Below are 15,892 nucleotides of genomic sequence, written 5' to 3' on the forward strand. Positions count from 1 at the left end.
CTATTCGCTTGTTGAACCGCGTTACGCTTGCGCGATCGCGGTTTCCAGGTGCTCTGCCAGAGCATCCCAGGCAATGTTCTGTTGTTCACCCTGGCCACGCAGGGGCTTGAAGCCGATTTCTTGCCTGGCCAGTTCCTCGTCACCGAGGATCAGGGCGAACAGCGCCCCGCTCTTGTCGGCTTTCTTGAACTGGCTCTTGAAGCTGCCACCGCCTGCGTTCACCGCCAGGCGCAGGCCCGGCAAGCGGTCGCGCAGGGTTTCGGACAGGCGCAGGCCTGCCAGCTCGGCCTGCTCACCGAAGGCGCACAGGTAGACGTCGATCTGGCGGCTGATGGATTCCGGGACCTTGCCCAGGGTTTCCAGCAGCAGGATCAGGCGCTCGATACCCATGGCGAAACCGACGCCGGTGGTCGGCTTGCCGCCCATCTGCTCGACCAGGCCGTCATAGCGGCCGCCGGCACACACGGTACCCTGGGCGCCCAGCTTGTCGGTGACCCACTCGAATACGGTCTTGCTGTAGTAGTCCAGGCCGCGCACCAGCTTGGTATTGATCACGAACGGAATGCCGGCGGCGTCCAGGCGGGCCTTGAGGCCTTCAAAGTGCACGCGCGACGCTTCGTCCAGGTAATCTTCCAGCTTCGGCGCACCCACCAGCACCGCCTGGGTGTTCTGGTCCTTGCTGTCGAGGATACGCAGCGGGTTGCTCTTCAGGCGGCGCTGGCTGCCTTCATCCAGTTGCTCCAGGCGCGCCGAGAGGAACTCGACCAGCGCGTCACGGTAGCGCGCGCGGGCTTCGCTGGTACCCAGGCTGTTAAGCTCCAGCTTGACCGCGTCCTGGATGCCCAGCAGGCCCCAAAGGCGCCAGGTCAGCATGATCAGCTCGGCGTCGATGTCCGGACCGTCCAGGTTGAACACTTCCACGCCAATCTGGTGGAACTGGCGGTAGCGGCCCTTCTGCGGGCGCTCATGGCGGAACATCTGGCCGATGTACCACAGTTTCTGCACCTGGCCGTTGCCGGTGATGCCATGTTCCAGCACGGCACGGACGCAAGCGGCGGTGCCTTCGGGACGCAGGGTCAGCGAATCGCCGTTACGGTCTTCGAAGGTGTACATCTCTTTTTCGACGATGTCGGTCACTTCACCGATCGAGCGCTTGAACAGCTCGGTGAACTCGACGATCGGCGTGCGGATCTGGCTGTACCCGTAGGTGTCCAGCAGACCGGCCACGGTGCCTTCGAAGTAGCGCCACAGTGGCGACTGTTCTGGCAGGATGTCGTTCATGCCACGGATGGCTTGCAGCGATTTGCTCACGAAAAGTCCTTACGAATTCTGTGTGTCAGCCACGGGCGATCAGCGCCGCGTCGGCTTCGACCTTTTCGGCCGCTTTCTGACGGATGAGCCTTTCCAGCTCATCGACCAGGTTGTCATTGGTCAGTTTCTGCGCCGGCTTGCCGTCGATGTAGATCAGGTTCGGCGTGCCGCCGGTCAACCCTACATGGGCTTCCTTGGCTTCACCGGGGCCGTTGACCACACAACCGATCACCGCCACGTCCAGCGGCACCAGCAGGTCTTCCAGGCGCCCTTCCAGCTCGTTCATGGTCTTGACCACATCGAAGTTCTGCCGCGAGCAGCTCGGGCAGGCGATGAAGTTGATGCCACGCGAACGTAGGTGCAGCGACTTGAGGATGTCGTAGCCGACTTTCACTTCTTCGACCGGGTCGGCCGCCAGCGAGATACGGATGGTATCGCCGATGCCCTCGGCCAGCAGCATACCGAGGCCGACGGCGGATTTCACCGTCCCCGAACGCAGGCCACCGGCTTCGGTGATGCCCAGGTGCAGTGGCTGCACGATCTGCTTGGCCAACAGGCGGTAGGCTTCGACGGCCATGAACACGTCGGAGGCCTTGACGCTGACCTTGAAGTCCTGGAAGTTCAGGCGGTCCAGATGTTCGACATGGCGCAGGGCCGACTCGACCAGCGCCGCCGGGGTGGGTTCGCCGTACTTCTTCTGCAGGTCCTTTTCCAGAGAACCGGCGTTGACACCGATACGGATGGGGATACCACGGTCGCGGGCAGCGTCGACCACGGCGCGTACACGGTCTTCGCGGCCGATATTGCCCGGGTTGATCCGCAGGCAATCGACGCCCAGTTCGGCCACGCGCAGGGCGATCTTGTAGTCGAAGTGGATGTCGGCAACCAGCGGTACGCTGACCTGTTGCTTGATCTTGCCAAACGCCTCGGCCGCGTCCATGTCCGGCACCGAAACCCGCACGATATCCACGCCGGCATCGACCAGGCGCTGGATTTGCGCCACGGTGGCGGCGACATCGTTGGTATCGGTGTTGGTCATGCTCTGCACCGCGATAGGTGCATCACCACCCACCGGCACATTGCCGACCCAGATTTTGCGGGATTCGCGACGTTTGATCGGAGATTCGCCGTGCATGACTTACTGTCCCAACTTCAGGCGAGCAGTCTCGCCACTGGTGAACGGGGCAACATCGACGGCCTGGCCGTTGTAGCTGACCTGGGCGCCCCGGGCAAAGCCCAGGCGTACCGCGAACGGCGGTTTGCCGGTCAGCTCGAGGTTGTCCCCCTTGCGCTTGACGGCGCTGAACAGCACCTTGCCGTTGCCATCGGACACCTGGGTCCAGCAATCGGCGGTGAACTGGATGGCGACCTTGGCGCTGCCTGCCGGTACTGCGGCGGGCTCGGCAGCGGCCACGGCAGCTGCAGGTGCTACAGGCGCAGCGGCGGCCGGTGCAGCTGGTGCTACCGGCGCAGGCGCTACGTTGGCTGCAGATTGCGCAGGCGCCTGCCGGGCGGGTGCGGCAGCAGCCAATTGCGCCGGGCTTGCCGGCGCCTGCTCGGCGGCAGCAGCAGGCTGCTCGGCAGTGCCCTGCTCCAGTGCCAGCGGCGCGCTCTCGGGCTGCTGGCCTGCGGTAACCGCCTGATCTTCAGGTTCGTCGAGCGGGTGAATCTGGGTGGTGCCGTCGGCACTTTCGACTTCGACGTGCTCCAGGGCGATCTTGGCCAGGTCCTTGCCACGCAGGCTGCCCTGGTCCTGCCACCAGACGAAGCCACCGCCGACCACGACCACCAACAACAGCAGGCTGACGCCGCGCAGAATATTGTGCGACAGGCGTACTGGCTCTTCGATACGCCCCAGCGAGTGCACATCGCTGCCTTTGGCGTGGGTACCGGTGTAGCGGTCGAAGGCCTCTACCAGGGTGGCCTGGTCAAGGTCCATCAATTTGGCATAGGCGCGGATATAACCACGGGCGAATGTATGACCGGGCAGCTTGTCGAAGGCGCCGGTTTCCACATGGTTCAACGAACTGACAGTGAGGTTGAGCTTGCGGGCCACCTCGGCTTGAGACCAGTCCCGTTTCTCACGGGCCAGGCGCAAAAGCTCACCGGGGTTCTGGCCAGGCGCTACTGCTACTTCGGGATGCGCGGCGTTCATCGTTGCTCCGACAGGTATTGCTGATATTCCGGCGTACCGGGATAAAGTCGTTGTAATTGCTGGCCCAGCTCGGCCAGTGTGCCCTGCTCGTCGAACACCCTGGCAAGGCGGCTACCCAGCAGCAGGCTACGGGCATCGTGGTCGCTCAACTGGCTGAAACGATCGTAGTAGTCCCGGGCCGGCACATAATGCCTGTTTTCGTAGGACAACTCAGCCATTTCCAGCAACGCTTTTGGTTGCCGCTGGTTGAGTTGCAACGCTTTGAGCAGATACGCGTGCGCCTGGTCGCGGCGTTCGAGCTTCAGGGCAGTCAGGCCCAGGTTCTCGTACACGCGTGAGCGCTCAGGATACAGGGTATCGCTACTGGCGAGGCGAAACATCTGCTGGGCCTCGGCAAATCGCCCCTGAGCATAAAGGAAACTGCCGTAATTGTTGCGAATTCGCGTATCGCCAGTGCGGGCCAGCAAGGCCTTGTGAAAGTGCGCTTCGGCCAACACCGGCTCGCCTTCGGCCTGGAACACCATCGCCAGGGCGGCGTGCGCGTCGGCATCACGGCTGTCGAGGGCCAGGGCCTTGCCCAGCGGCGCCTTGGCCTGCCCGGTCAAACCCTGTTGCAAATAACCCAGACCTAGCTGCACATAAGCCCGCCCCGCTTCCACCCTGCCCTGGCGGCTGGCCAAGGGGTCGCCCGCGCCGCCCGACACGCAGCCGGCCAGCAGCGAAAGCGCAAGGATCGACAGCGCAGCGCGCAGGCTCATGGGCAAGGTCCCGGTCAGTGGCTGGCGGCGCTGTCTTGCAGCTCGACGTCCGCGGAAAGCTGGCGTACGGCGATGTAGCGCTCACTGCGACGGGTACGGTCGTTGACCTGGCCGACCAGCTGGCCACAGGCGGCATCGATGTCCTCACCACGGGTGGTGCGGGTGGTGACGTTGAAACCACCGTGGTGCAGCAGGTCCTGGAAGCGACGAATGGCGTTGTTGCTCGGCCGCTCGTAGCCCGAATGCGGGAACGGGTTGAACGGGATCAGGTTGATCTTGCACGGCACATCGCGCAGCAACTCGATCATTTGCGCGGCATGCTCAGGCTGGTCGTTGACGTCCTTGAGCAGGGTGTACTCGACGGTGAGCACGCGCTTGCCACCCAAGGTGGACATGTAGCCCATGCACGATTCCAGCAGCACTTTCAGCGGGTACTTCTTGTTGATCGGTACCAGCTTGTTGCGCAGCTCGTCATTCGGCGCGTGCAGCGACAGGGCCAGCGACACGTCGATGTGCTTGGCCAGTTCGTCGATCATCGGCACCACGCCCGAGGTGGACAGGGTGACGCGACGCTTGGAAATGCCATAGCCCAGGTCATCCATCATGATTTTCATGGCGGCAATGACGTTGTCGAAGTTCAGCAAGGGCTCGCCCATGCCCATCATGACCACGTTGGTGATCGCGCGGTCGACTTTGGCAGGGACGGTCCCGAAGGATTTGTTGGCAAGCCACACCTGGCCGATGACTTCAGCGGCAGTGAGGTTGCTGTTGAAGCCCTGTTTGCCGGTGGAGCAGAAGCTGCAGTCCAGGGCACAGCCGGCTTGCGACGATACGCACAGGGTGCCGCGATCGTCGGTAGGAATATAGACGGTCTCGACGCAGCTGCCGGAGGCAACGCGGATCACCCATTTGCGGGTGCCGTCGGCGGAAATGTCTTCACTGACCACTTCCGGTGGGCGAATCTCGGCAACGGCCTCGAGCTTTTCGCGCAAGGCCTTGCCTACGTTGGTCATGGCCGCAAAGTCGGACACGCCAAAATGGTGAATCCATTTCATCACCTGGCCGGCACGGAAGCGCTTTTCCCCGATCGAGTCGAAGAATTGTTCCATTTCCGGCTGGGTCAGACCCAACAGGTTGATTTTGCCAGTAGATGTCGTCATGGATTCACCCTCACCCGTAAGCTTTCGCTTAGCGAATGGTTACCTCGGTAGCAGCGAAGAAGTAAGCGATTTCGCGAGCAGCAGCAGCTTCGGAGTCCGAACCGTGAACGGCGTTGGCGTCGATCGACTCGGCGAAGTCAGCACGGATGGTGCCGGCAGCAGCTTCTTTAGGGTTGGTAGCGCCCATCAGCTCACGGTTCAGAGCGATGGCGTTTTCGCCTTCCAGAACCTGTACAACGACCGGGCCGGAAGTCATGAAGGCAACCAGGTCACCGAAGAAGCCGCGCTCGCTGTGCTCAGCGTAGAAGCCTTCGGCTTCGGCTTTGGACAGCTGTTTGATTTTCGAGGCAACGATTTTCAGGCCGGCTTCTTCGAAGCGAGTGGTGATCTTGCCGATGACGTTCTTGGCAACTGCGTCAGGCTTGATGATCGAGAAAGTACGTTGAACAGCCATGGAAAACTCCAGAATATGAGTGTTACGAAAAATTAAACCCGCGAATTATACGCGGGTTTCAGGGGATTGCCTAACCTGCAAGTGACGCTTAGTCAGCTTCGTCGATCCAGGCGCCCTGGATTGCCTCGAGCACTTTCTCACCGCCGCGTGACGGATCGTCGCTGAAGTCTGGCAATGCCAGCACCCAACGGTGCAGGTCCACGAAATTCACATAACGAGGATCGACCTCAGGCTTGCTTTCTGCAAGCTGGATTGCGATCTCAAGTACATCAACCCATTTCAGACTCATGTACAGGCCCTCAGTGCGGTGCTTCGGCAGCGTGGTTGAGCGAATACTTGGGTATCTCGATGGTCAGGTCTGCATCACCTACGACCACCTGGCAACCCAGGCGCGACTGCGCTTCCAGGCCCCATGCCTTGTCCAGCATGTCCTCTTCAAGCTCGTCGGCCTCTTTGAGGGAATCGAAGCCCTTGCGCACGATGCAGTGGCAAGTGGTGCAGGCCTTGACGCCGCCGCAGGCGCTTTCCATCTCGATGTGATGGTCGTGGGCCAGTTCCAGGATATTGGTCCCCGGCTCGACCTCCACGGTCAGCCCTTCAGGGCAGAACTTCTCATGCGGCAGGAATGTCACCAGCGGCATCGGTTACTCCTCGATCTCATTCAGATTGCGCCCGGCCAGTGCGGCTTTGACCGTCGAATCAAGGCGACGGGCGGCAAATGCGTCGGTCACCTGCGACAGACGCTTGGTCTGTTGCTCGATGGCTGCGCCATCGGTGCCGCTCAGCAAATCACGTAGTTCTTGCATCTGGAATGCAATGGCATCGCGCTCGTCACTGCTGAGCAAGCGGTCACCGTCGGCGTCCAGGGCGCCCTGTACTGCTTCGAGCAGGCGCTCGGCGTCCACCTGGTGCTCGCGCAACTGACGGGCCTGCTTATCGGTACCTGCGTGTTCGAAGGAGTCCTTGAGCATGCGGGCGATTTCGCCGTCGGTCAGGCCGTAAGACGGCTTGACCTGGATGCTTGCTTCCACGCCCGAACCCAGTTCGCGGGCCGCAACGCTGAGCAGACCATCGGCATCCACCTGGAAGGTCACGCGAATTTTGGCAGCGCCGGCAACCATCGCCGGGATACCGCGCAGCTCGAACCGTGCCAGCGAGCGGCAGTCGCTGATCAGCTCGCGCTCACCTTGCAGGACGTGGATCATCATGGCCGACTGGCCATCTTTATACGTCGTGAACTCCTGTGCACGGGCCACCGGAATGGTGGTGTTGCGCGGGATCACCTTTTCCATCAGTCCACCCATGGTCTCAAGACCGAGCGACAGCGGAATGACATCAAGCAGCAACAGTTCGCCACCTTCGCGGCGGTTGCCGGCCAGGGTATCGGCCTGGATGGCGGCACCAATGGCCACAACCTGATCAGGGTCGATCGAAGTCATCGGGGCGCGACCAAACAGCGCGCCCACGGCTTCACGCACCCGCGGCACACGGGTCGAACCACCGACCATGACCACGGCACTGACTTCTTCGAGCTCGACGCCACTGTCGCGCACAGCGCGACGGCAAGCCTTGAGGCTGCGGGCAACCAATGGCTCTATCATGGCTTCGAAGGCCGTGCGGCTCAGTTCGCCCTGCCAGCTGCCATGGCTGACGCTGACCACGTCGGCGTCGGTCAGGGCTTCCTTGGCAGCGCAGGCGGTTTGCAGCAACTCACGCTGAGTGGCTGGGTCCAGGTCGGACGACAGGCCAGCCTGCTCGATGATCCAGCCGGCAATGGCGTGGTCGAAATCGTCACCGCCCAGGGCGGTATCGCCACCGGTAGCCAGCACTTCGAATACGCCAGCGGTCAGGCGCAGGATGGAAATATCGAAGGTACCACCACCCAGGTCATAGATGGCCACCACGCCTTCGGCGTTCTGGTCCAGACCATAGGCCACGGCGGCTGCGGTTGGTTCGTTGAGCAGGCGCAGCACGTTCAGGCCAGCCAGGCGCGCAGCGTCCTTGGTGGCCTGGCGCTGGGCATCGTCGAAATAGGCCGGCACGGTAATCACCGCACCAACCAGCTCGCCACCCAGGGTCGCTTCGGCGCGCTCGCGCAGCACTTTAAGGATATCAGCGGACACTTCCACCGGGCTTTTCGGCCCCTGCACGGTGTCGATGAACGGCATGTGCGACTCGCCGCCGACAAAGCGGTATGGCAGCTGCTCGCCCAATTGCTTGACGTCGGCCAGACCGCGCCCCATCAGGCGCTTGACCGACAGCACGGTGTTCAGCGGGTCACTGGAAGCGGCATCACGCGCGGCCTGCCCCACTTCGTTGCGCCCTTCGAGGTAGCGCACCGCGGACGGCAGAATCACGTTACCCTGCGCGTCGGGCAGGGGCTCGCTACGGCCGCTGCGTAACGCGGCGACCAGAGAGTTGGTGGTACCCAGGTCGATCCCCACCGCCAGGCGGCGCTGGTGCGGCTGAGGGCTTTGACCGGGTTCGGCAATCTGCAGTAGGGCCATGCTTATCTGAATACCTTAGGTGCCATCACGGGCAGCACCGGGTTAATCGTCGAGGCGCTCTTCCAGCTGGCGCACTTCTTGGGCGAGCTTGTCGAGGAACTGCATGCGGCGCATCAGGCGCTCGGCCTTGTCGCGCTCGCCTGGGGCATCCCAGCAGGCGGCAAAGTCCTCGTTCAGCGTGTCCTGGGCGGCCTTCAGGCGCTTCTTGAACACGCCGACACCGTCAAGGTCGGCTTCGTCCTGCAACTCTTCGAGCTCTTCACGCCACTGCATTTGCTGCAACAGGAATTCTGGGTCATGGACCGTGACTTCCTGAGGCACTTCGTGGCCGCTGATGGCCAGCAAATAGCGGGCCCGACGCGGCGCACTGCGCAGGGTCTGGTAGGCGTCGTTGAGGGCTGCGGACTTTTCCAGCGCTACGCGCTGCTCACGCTCGGAGGCGTCGGCAAAGCGATCAGGATGGACTTCGCGGGCCAGCTCGCGATAGCGAGTGGCCAGCTTGTCCAGATCCAGGCGGAAGCTTGGCTGGAGGTCAAACAATGCGTAATGACAAGGAGTACCCACAGCCAGCCTCAAACGTTGAAGCTTTCGCCGCAGCCACACTCACCGCGCACGTTGGGGTTGTTGAACTTGAAGCCTTCGTTCAACCCTTCCTTGACGAAATCCAGCTCGGTGCCATCGAGGTAGACCAGGCTCTTGGGATCGATGATCACCTTTACGCCGTGGTTCTCGAACACCTGGTCTTCATCCGCCAGTTCGTCGACGAACTCCAGCACGTAGGCCAGACCCGAGCAACCGGTGGTGCGCACGCCCAGGCGAATGCCCTCACCTTTGCCGCGCCCGTCAAGGGAACGGCGAATGTGGTTGGCGGCGGCTTCTGTCATGCTGATAGCCATCAGGACTCCTTACCTCGCAACAGGCGACTTAGATCAAGCCTTTCTTCTGCTTGTAATCGCGTACAGCTGCCTTGATGGCATCTTCGGCGAGTACCGAGCAGTGGATCTTGACCGGCGGCAACGCCAGTTCTTCAGCCAGCTGGGTGTTCTTGATGGTTTCGGCTTCGTCCAGGGTCTTGCCCTTCATCCACTCGGTGGCGAGGGAGCTGGAAGCGATGGCCGAACCGCAGCCGTAGGTCTTGAACTTGGCGTCTTCAATAACGCCCTGCTCGTTGACCTTGATCTGCAGGCGCATAACGTCGCCGCAAGCCGGGGCGCCGACCATGCCGGTGCCAACGTCCGGGTCTTCGGCATTCATCTTGCCGACGTTGCGCGGGTTTTCGTAGTGGTCGATGACCTTTTCACTGTATGCCATGGTGCAATTCCTTCCTCATCAGGGAGCCGCTCTTGCCGGCGACTGCTTAGTGGGCGGCCCACTCGATCTTGGAGATGTCAACGCCGTCTTTGTACATGTCCCACAGCGGCGACAGCTCACGCAGTTTGTTGACGGCCTCGCAGACTTTCTGCGCGGCATAGTCGACTTCTTCTTCGGTGGTGAAACGGCCGAAGGAGAAGCGGATCGAGCTGTGCGCCAGCTCGTCGTTGCGGCCCAGAGCGCGCAGTACGTAGGACGGTTCGAGCGATGCGGAGGTGCAGGCCGAACCGGACGATACGGCGATGTCCTTCAGCGACATCAGCAGCGATTCGCCTTCGACGTAGTTGAAGCTCAGGTTCAGGTTGTGCGGCACGCGGGCGGTCTTGCTGCCATTGACGTACAGCTCTTCAAGGTCCGAAACCTGCTTGAAGAAGCGGTCGCTCAGGGCCTTGATGCGCACGTTTTCGGCGGCCATTTCCTGCTTGGCGATGGCGAAAGCTTCGCCCATGCCGACAATCTGGTGGGTTGGCAGGGTGCCCGAACGCATGCCGCGCTCATGGCCACCGCCGTGAATGATGGCTTCAAGGCGTACACGCGGCTTGCGGCTGACATACAGCGCGCCGATGCCTTTCGGGCCGTAGGCCTTGTGCGCCGAGAACGACATCAGGTCGACTTTCAGCTTTTGCAGGTCGATTTCGACCTTGCCGGCCGACTGGGCAGCGTCGACGTGGAACAGGACGCCGCGTGCGCGGGTCAGTTCACCGATGGCGGCGATGTCGTTGATCGAGCCGACTTCGTTGTTCACGTGCATCAGCGAGACCAGGATGGTGTCGTCGCGCAGCACCGCTTCTACCATGGCCGGGGTGACGATGCCGTCTTCGCCCGGTTCCAGGTAGGTCACTTCGAAACCTTCACGCTCCAGCTGGCGAGCAGTATCCAGGACCGCCTTGTGCTCGATCTTGGAGGTGATGATGTGCTTGCCCTTGGTCTGATAGAAGTGCGCGACACCCTTGAGTGCGAGGTTGTCGGACTCGGTGGCACCGCTGGTCCAGACGATTTCGCGCGGATCGGCGTTGATCAGTTCGGCAACCTGACGACGGCCGTTCTCGACCGCTTCCTCGGCTTTCCAGCCGAAGACGTGGGAGCGCGAAGCCGGGTTACCGAAGTTCCCGTCGACCAGCAGGCAGTCGGCCATTTTCTGGGCCACACGTGGGTCGACCGGGGTGGTCGCAGAGTAATCGAGGTAGATCGGCAACTTCATTTGTCTCTCCTATCAGGCGGTGGCGTCGCTCGTCGTCCCAGGGGGATCAATCGACGGCTGACGTCTCAATCTTGTCCAGCTGGGCGGTTCGGCCTGCGACACGACGCAGGTCCTGGCGCTGGGCAACTTCCTGCACCTCACGGCGCATGACGAGGTCGGCCAGGCTGATGCCGCTGAGGAATTCATGGATCTGCTGGCTGAGGTCGCACCACAGGTGGTGAGTCAGGCAGGTATCACCGGCATGGCAGTCCCCAAGGCCCTGGCACCGGGTAGCATCGACCGATTCATTGACCGCATCGATGACCTGGGCCACCTGGATGGTTTCCATGCCCCGCGACAGCTGGTAGCCACCGCCTGGACCGCGCACACTGGAAACCAGGCTGCTACGGCGCAGCTTGGCGAACAGCTGTTCCAGATAAGAGAGGGATATGCCCTGGCGCTCGGAAATGTCGGCCAAAGACACCGGCCCATGCTGCGCGTGCAACGCCAGGTCAAGCATGGCAGTCACGGCGTATCGGCCTTTGGTAGTCAGTCGCATGGCTATTGGGTACCACGGGAGTTTCGGGATGTGTCGAGTATGCGATTCCCGAGCATTTAAGTCAACTATTAGACCTACTGCTTTAGTCGGGTTTGCATCAGGGAGGCGGGCGCGATTGTAGCAGACGAGGGGCGTGAGCACACGCCCCGTATGTCACCATGGGTTCAGTGCGGCGTAATCAATGCGACTGAGTGTCGCGCTGGACCACCTGGGCAACCTCGGTGAAATCATCTTCCGGCAGCGCGGGCAGCTCCTTGGCGCAGTAATCGCTACCCATCTTGGTCAGGGCGCCACACATGCCCTCCAGCCGCTCGTCGACCGCCTGTAGATGATCGAGCATCTGGCCGATGGCACGCGCCACCGGGTCGGGCATGTCACCACTGACACCGTAGGCATCGAAGCCTATCTTCTCGGCCATGGCCTTGCGCTTGGCCTCGACTTCGGTGTCCTCGCTCTTGACGATGATGCGCCCCGGGATACCCACCGCCGTAGCGCCGGGCGGTACCGCCTTGGTCACCACCGCGTTGGAGCCGATCTTGGCCCCGGCGCCGACGGTGAACGGGCCCAGCACCTTGGCCCCCGCCCCCACCACCACGCCGTTCTCCAGGGTAGGATGGCGCTTGCCTTTATTCCAGCTGGTACCGCCCAGGGTCACGCCCTGGTAAAGGGTGACGTCATCGCCGATCTCGGCGGTTTCGCCGATGACGATACCCATGCCGTGGTCAATGAAGAAACGCCGGCCGATTGTGGCACCGGGGTGGATCTCGATACCGGTCAGCCAGCGCCCGAAGTTGGACACCAGCCGGGCCAGCCACTTGAAATCACGCTTCCACAGGGCATTGCCCAGGCGGTGCAGCCAGATGGCATGCATACCCGGGTAGCAGGTGAGCACCTCGAAGGCATTGCGCGCAGCCGGGTCACGGTGGAATACGCTTTGAATATCTTCACGCAGGCGTTCGAACATCTGTCAGTCCTTCCGTTTATGCGGCTCGCCCCGGACCACTTTCTGGGTCTCGGTGAGGATGCCGCGCAAAATGCTCATTTCCGAACGCTCGACCGCCACCCGCCCATAAAGCCGGCGCAAGCGCGGCATCAGGTGCTTGGGCTTTTCGGGGTCGAGGAAGCCGATGCCCACCAGGGTTTTCTCCAGGTGGTCGTAGAACAGCTCCATTTCGTCCATCGTCGCCAGCTCGCTGGCGTCAACCTTCTCGACTTTGCCCGGCGCTTCGCCGGCGGCCAGCCAGGCCATGCGCACCTCGTAAGAGAGCACCTGGACAGCGGCCGCAAGGTTCAGCGAGCTGAAGTCGGGGTTGGAGGGAATGTGCACGTGGAAGTGACATCGCTGCAGTTCTTCGTTGGTCAGGCCGGCGTGTTCACGCCCGAACACCAGGGCGATCTCTTCACCACCCTTGGCATGCTCCACCGCCTTGGCCCCGCACTCGCGCGGGCCAATCAACGGCCACGGGATGCTGCGCTCACGGGCGCTGGTCCCCATCACCAGGTTACAGCCGACCAGCGCCTGTTCAAGGCTGTCGACCACCTGGGCGTTATCCAGCACGTCGTCGGCACCCGAGGCGCGGGCACTGGCATCCAGGGCGGGGAATTCTTTCGGCTGTACCAGCACCAGGCGCGACAAGCCCATGTTTTTCATGGCACGCGCAGCGCCGCCGATGTTGCCGGGGTGGCTGGTATTGACCAGAACAACACGAATATTTTGCAGCAAGGTGTTGTGCTCACAGATGCAGGAATCAGGGCATCCGATCTTACAGAACCGACAGACGTAACGCCATGAAAGCAAATGTGACACTTCTGCCGACAAAGTTTTCTGCTAGAATGATCGGCTTTCTTCTTTAACATCTCCAGGTGACCCGCCCATGCAGCCTATGCTGAATATCGCCCTGCGCGCCGCTCGCAGCGCCAGTGAACTGATTTTCCGCTCCATCGAACGCCTGGATAGCATCAAGGTGGACGAGAAAGAGGCTAAGGACTACGTTTCCGAGGTTGATCGTGCCGCCGAGCAGAAGATCGTCGACGCGCTGCGCAAGGCCTACCCGAACCACTCCATCCAGGGTGAAGAGACGGGCATGCACGCGGGCACCGGCGAAGAAGGTAAAGACTACCTGTGGATCATCGACCCACTGGACGGCACCACCAACTTCCTTCGCGGCATTCCCCACTTTGCCGTCAGCATCGCCTGCAAATACCGTGGCCGCCTTGAGCACGCCGTGGTGCTCGACCCCGTACGCCAGGAAGAATTCACCGCCAGCCGCGGCCGTGGCGCCCAGCTCAATGGCCGCCGCCTGCGTGTAAGCTCGCGCACCAGCCTGGAAGGCGCCCTGCTGGGTACGGGCTTCCCGTTCCGTGATGGCCAGATGGCCGACATGGACAACTACCTGGGCATGTTCCGCGCCCTGACTGGCCAGACCGCCGGCATCCGCCGCGCCGGCTCCGCCAGCCTGGACCTGGCCTATGTGGCCGCTGGCCGTTTCGACGCCTTCTGGGAGTCGGGCCTGGCCGAGTGGGACATGGCAGCCGGCGTGCTGCTGATCCAGGAAGCCGGTGGCCTGGTGAGCGACTTCAACGGTGGCCACGACTTCCTCGACAAAGGCCACATCGTTGCAGGCAACATCAAGTGCTTCAAGGCCGTACTGACCGCTATCCAGCCACACCTGCCGGAAAGCATGAAGCGCTAAGCGCGGATTGCCAGAAAGCCAAAAGCACCCCTCGGGTGCTTTTTTTATACCTGACAGCTTCGCATTGCCTGAGCCGGCCTCTTCGCGGGTAAACCCGCTCCCACAGGGATCGCATTACCTGTGTGGGAGCGGGTTTACCCGCGAAGAGGCCGGCTCAGGCGACATCGATCACTGGGCAGCTTCGCTCAGGATCAACTTGCCATTCTTGTCCAGAGGAATGGTCGCCCCTGGCTCGCGGTCCATCTTCACCTTGCCTACCTGATCACCGATGGAGTAGGTCACGTTGTAACCCACCACCTTCTCGCTGATGTCGTTGACCGTGTTGCAGCGTGTTTGTGTGGTGGTATAGGTGTCACGCTGCTGCATGCCTTCTTGAACCTTGTTACCGGCATAACCACCACCGACCGCACCGGCCACGGTAGCGATCTTCTTGCCGGTACCACCGCCAATCTGGTTACCCAGCAAGCCACCTGCCAGCGCACCGACCACGGTACCGGCAATCTGGTGCTGGTCCTTGACCGGCGCCTGACGCGTCACGGCCACGTCCTTGCACACTTCACGCGGGGTTTTCACCTGCTGCTTGATCGGCTGCACGTCCGTCACCTGGGCGACTTCGGGGCCTTTGTTCACCAAGCTGTAGGTCGCCACAGCACCTCCGGCAGTTACACCGACAGCACCCAGCACCGCACCCACCAGCATTGATTTGTTCACGTGAACCTCCTGATCGTACCAGCGGGTCTCAACCCGCGCTTCTCCCAGCCTTGGAGCAAAAAAAAAGGCGCGAGTTCAACACTCGCGCCTTTTGGTCGCCGTACGGCGCAGGGAAAGGCCTTACGGACGCTCGTCCACACCTTCAGCCTTGACTGGAGGGATCAGGTCTTCGCTGTTCAGGTTCAGCCAGATCAGTACCACGTTGGCGATGTAGATCGACGAGTAGGTACCGGCCATGACACCGATGAACAGGGCCAGCGAGAAGCCGAACAGGTTGTCGCCACCGAAGAACAGCAGCGCGGCAATGGCCAGCAAGGTCGAAACCGAAGTGGCGATGGTGCGCAGCAGTGTCTGGGTGGTCGAAACGTTGATGTTCTCGATCAGCGAGGCCTTGCGCATGACGCGGAAGTTCTCACGCACCCGGTCGAACACGACGATGGTATCGTTCAGCGAGTAGCCGATGATCGCCAGCACCGCCGCCAGCACCGTCAGGTCGAAGGTAATCTGGAAGAACGACAGGATACCCAGGGTAACCACCACGTCGTGGATCAGCGAAACGATCGCACCCACGGCGAACTTCCACTGGAAGCGGAAGGCCAGGTAGATAAGGATGCCGCCCAAGGCCATGAGCATGCCCATGCCGCCCTGGTCGCGCAGCTCTTCACCCACCTGCGGGCCTACGAACTCGACACGCTTGAGGGTAGCCGGGTTGTCGCCGCCGGCCTTCTGCAAGGCAGCGGCCACCTTGTTACCCAGCTGCGGGTCGTCGCCCGGCATACGCACCAGCAGGTCGGTGGTAGCGCCAAAGCTCTGCACCACGGCCTCGTGGAAGCCGGAATCGACCAGCTCGGCACGCACCGCCTTGAGGTCGGCCGGGCGCTCGTAAGTCAGCTCGATCAGCGTACCACCGGTGAAGTCCAGGCCAAAGTTGAGACCCTTCTGCCACCAGCTGAACAGCGCCAGTACGGTGAGGAGCACGGTAATGGCGAACGCAACATTGCGCACGCCCATGAAGTTGATGGTTTTCATCGCA

At 61.9% G+C, this 15,892-nt stretch carries 19 protein-coding genes; 1 reads left to right on the forward strand and 18 read right to left on the reverse strand.

The genetic code is table 11. The features are described from left to right. Nucleotides 1-21 precede the first annotated feature (21 nt). From hisS to trmJ, 16 genes are all read right to left on the reverse strand, one after another. Nucleotides 22-1,311, reverse strand: a complete 1,290-nt coding sequence (hisS, locus tag J3A71_RS24555; protein WP_209953416.1) for a histidine--tRNA ligase — start codon at nt 1,309-1,311, stop codon at nt 22-24. Between the two features lie 25 nt (nt 1,312-1,336). Beyond that, a complete protein-coding gene (ispG, locus tag J3A71_RS24560) occupies nt 1,337-2,446 on the reverse strand; it encodes a flavodoxin-dependent (E)-4-hydroxy-3-methylbut-2-enyl-diphosphate synthase (RefSeq protein WP_016484979.1) in 1,110 nt (369 codons plus the stop codon). A gap of 3 nt (nt 2,447-2,449) precedes the next feature. Continuing rightward, entirely contained in the window at nt 2,450-3,466 is a 1,017-nt protein-coding gene (locus J3A71_RS24565) for a RodZ domain-containing protein (RefSeq protein WP_016484978.1), read from the reverse strand. Next, nucleotides 3,463-4,224: a type IV pilus biogenesis/stability protein PilW gene (pilW, locus tag J3A71_RS24570; protein ID WP_102689335.1), complete on the reverse strand. Its 762-nt coding sequence runs from the start codon at nt 4,222-4,224 to the stop codon at nt 3,463-3,465. Before pilW ends, J3A71_RS24565 begins: the two co-directional genes overlap by 4 nt. 14 nt (nt 4,225-4,238) lie before the next feature. After that, entirely contained in the window at nt 4,239-5,384 is a 1,146-nt protein-coding gene (rlmN, locus tag J3A71_RS24575; RefSeq protein WP_016484976.1) for a 23S rRNA (adenine(2503)-C(2))-methyltransferase RlmN, read from the reverse strand. Nucleotides 5,385-5,412: 28 nt separating this feature from the next. Then, entirely contained in the window at nt 5,413-5,838 is a 426-nt protein-coding gene (gene ndk, locus J3A71_RS24580) for a nucleoside-diphosphate kinase (protein WP_209953418.1), read from the reverse strand. Between the two features lie 88 nt (nt 5,839-5,926). After that, nucleotides 5,927-6,127, reverse strand: coding sequence for a Fe-S cluster assembly protein IscX (gene iscX / locus J3A71_RS24585; RefSeq protein WP_016484975.1), 201 nt, complete (start codon nt 6,125-6,127; stop codon nt 5,927-5,929). 10 nt (nt 6,128-6,137) lie between these two features. Beyond that, nucleotides 6,138-6,479, reverse strand: coding sequence for an ISC system 2Fe-2S type ferredoxin (gene fdx, locus J3A71_RS24590; protein ID WP_016484974.1), 342 nt, complete (start codon nt 6,477-6,479; stop codon nt 6,138-6,140). A gap of 3 nt (nt 6,480-6,482) precedes the next feature. Beyond that, the gene (hscA, locus tag J3A71_RS24595; protein WP_016484973.1) at nt 6,483-8,345 is read right to left on the reverse strand and encodes a Fe-S protein assembly chaperone HscA; all 1,863 of its coding nucleotides are present in this window, start codon (nt 8,343-8,345) and stop codon (nt 6,483-6,485) included. A 42-nt stretch (nt 8,346-8,387) separates the two neighbouring features. Beyond that, nucleotides 8,388-8,909 (reverse strand): co-chaperone HscB, encoded by a 522-nt coding sequence (hscB, locus tag J3A71_RS24600; protein ID WP_016484972.1) that lies wholly within the window; start codon nt 8,907-8,909, stop codon nt 8,388-8,390. Nucleotides 8,910-8,917: 8 nt separating this feature from the next. Beyond that, nucleotides 8,918-9,241, reverse strand: coding sequence for an iron-sulfur cluster assembly protein IscA (iscA, locus tag J3A71_RS24605; protein WP_003248536.1), 324 nt, complete (start codon nt 9,239-9,241; stop codon nt 8,918-8,920). A 28-nt stretch (nt 9,242-9,269) separates the two neighbouring features. Beyond that, nucleotides 9,270-9,656, reverse strand: a complete 387-nt coding sequence (gene iscU / locus J3A71_RS24610; RefSeq protein WP_003248539.1) for a Fe-S cluster assembly scaffold IscU — start codon at nt 9,654-9,656, stop codon at nt 9,270-9,272. A 46-nt stretch (nt 9,657-9,702) separates the two neighbouring features. Continuing rightward, on the reverse strand, nt 9,703-10,917 hold the full coding sequence (locus J3A71_RS24615) for an IscS subfamily cysteine desulfurase (protein WP_016484971.1): 1,215 nt from the start codon (nt 10,915-10,917) through the stop codon (nt 9,703-9,705). A 46-nt stretch (nt 10,918-10,963) separates the two neighbouring features. Beyond that, the gene (gene iscR, locus J3A71_RS24620; RefSeq protein ID WP_008092572.1) at nt 10,964-11,455 is read right to left on the reverse strand and encodes a Fe-S cluster assembly transcriptional regulator IscR; all 492 of its coding nucleotides are present in this window, start codon (nt 11,453-11,455) and stop codon (nt 10,964-10,966) included. Nucleotides 11,456-11,633: 178 nt separating this feature from the next. Continuing rightward, nucleotides 11,634-12,419: a serine O-acetyltransferase gene (cysE, locus tag J3A71_RS24625; RefSeq protein WP_016484970.1), complete on the reverse strand. Its 786-nt coding sequence runs from the start codon at nt 12,417-12,419 to the stop codon at nt 11,634-11,636. A 3-nt stretch (nt 12,420-12,422) separates the two neighbouring features. Further along, the gene (trmJ, locus tag J3A71_RS24630; RefSeq protein WP_023049495.1) at nt 12,423-13,178 is read right to left on the reverse strand and encodes a tRNA (cytosine(32)/uridine(32)-2'-O)-methyltransferase TrmJ; all 756 of its coding nucleotides are present in this window, start codon (nt 13,176-13,178) and stop codon (nt 12,423-12,425) included. A gap of 151 nt (nt 13,179-13,329) precedes the next feature. Here trmJ and suhB point away from each other — a divergent pair, with 151 nt between their 5' ends. After that, nucleotides 13,330-14,148: an inositol-phosphate phosphatase gene (gene suhB / locus J3A71_RS24635; RefSeq protein ID WP_019472646.1), complete on the forward strand. Its 819-nt coding sequence runs from the start codon at nt 13,330-13,332 to the stop codon at nt 14,146-14,148. Nucleotides 14,149-14,316: 168 nt separating this feature from the next. On the opposite strand, the gene J3A71_RS24640 is transcribed toward suhB, so the two are convergent. Further along, complete coding sequence (locus J3A71_RS24640; protein ID WP_016501403.1) at nt 14,317-14,859, reverse strand: glycine zipper 2TM domain-containing protein; 543 nt, start codon at nt 14,857-14,859, stop codon at nt 14,317-14,319. Between the two features lie 120 nt (nt 14,860-14,979). After that, a complete protein-coding gene (secF, locus tag J3A71_RS24645) occupies nt 14,980-15,888 on the reverse strand; it encodes a protein translocase subunit SecF (protein ID WP_016484966.1) in 909 nt (302 codons plus the stop codon). Between the last annotated feature and the right edge of the window lie 4 nt (nt 15,889-15,892).

Source organism: Pseudomonas sp. PvP089 (assembly GCF_017875165.1).
Classification (GTDB): domain Bacteria; phylum Pseudomonadota; class Gammaproteobacteria; order Pseudomonadales; family Pseudomonadaceae; genus Aquipseudomonas; species Aquipseudomonas fortuita.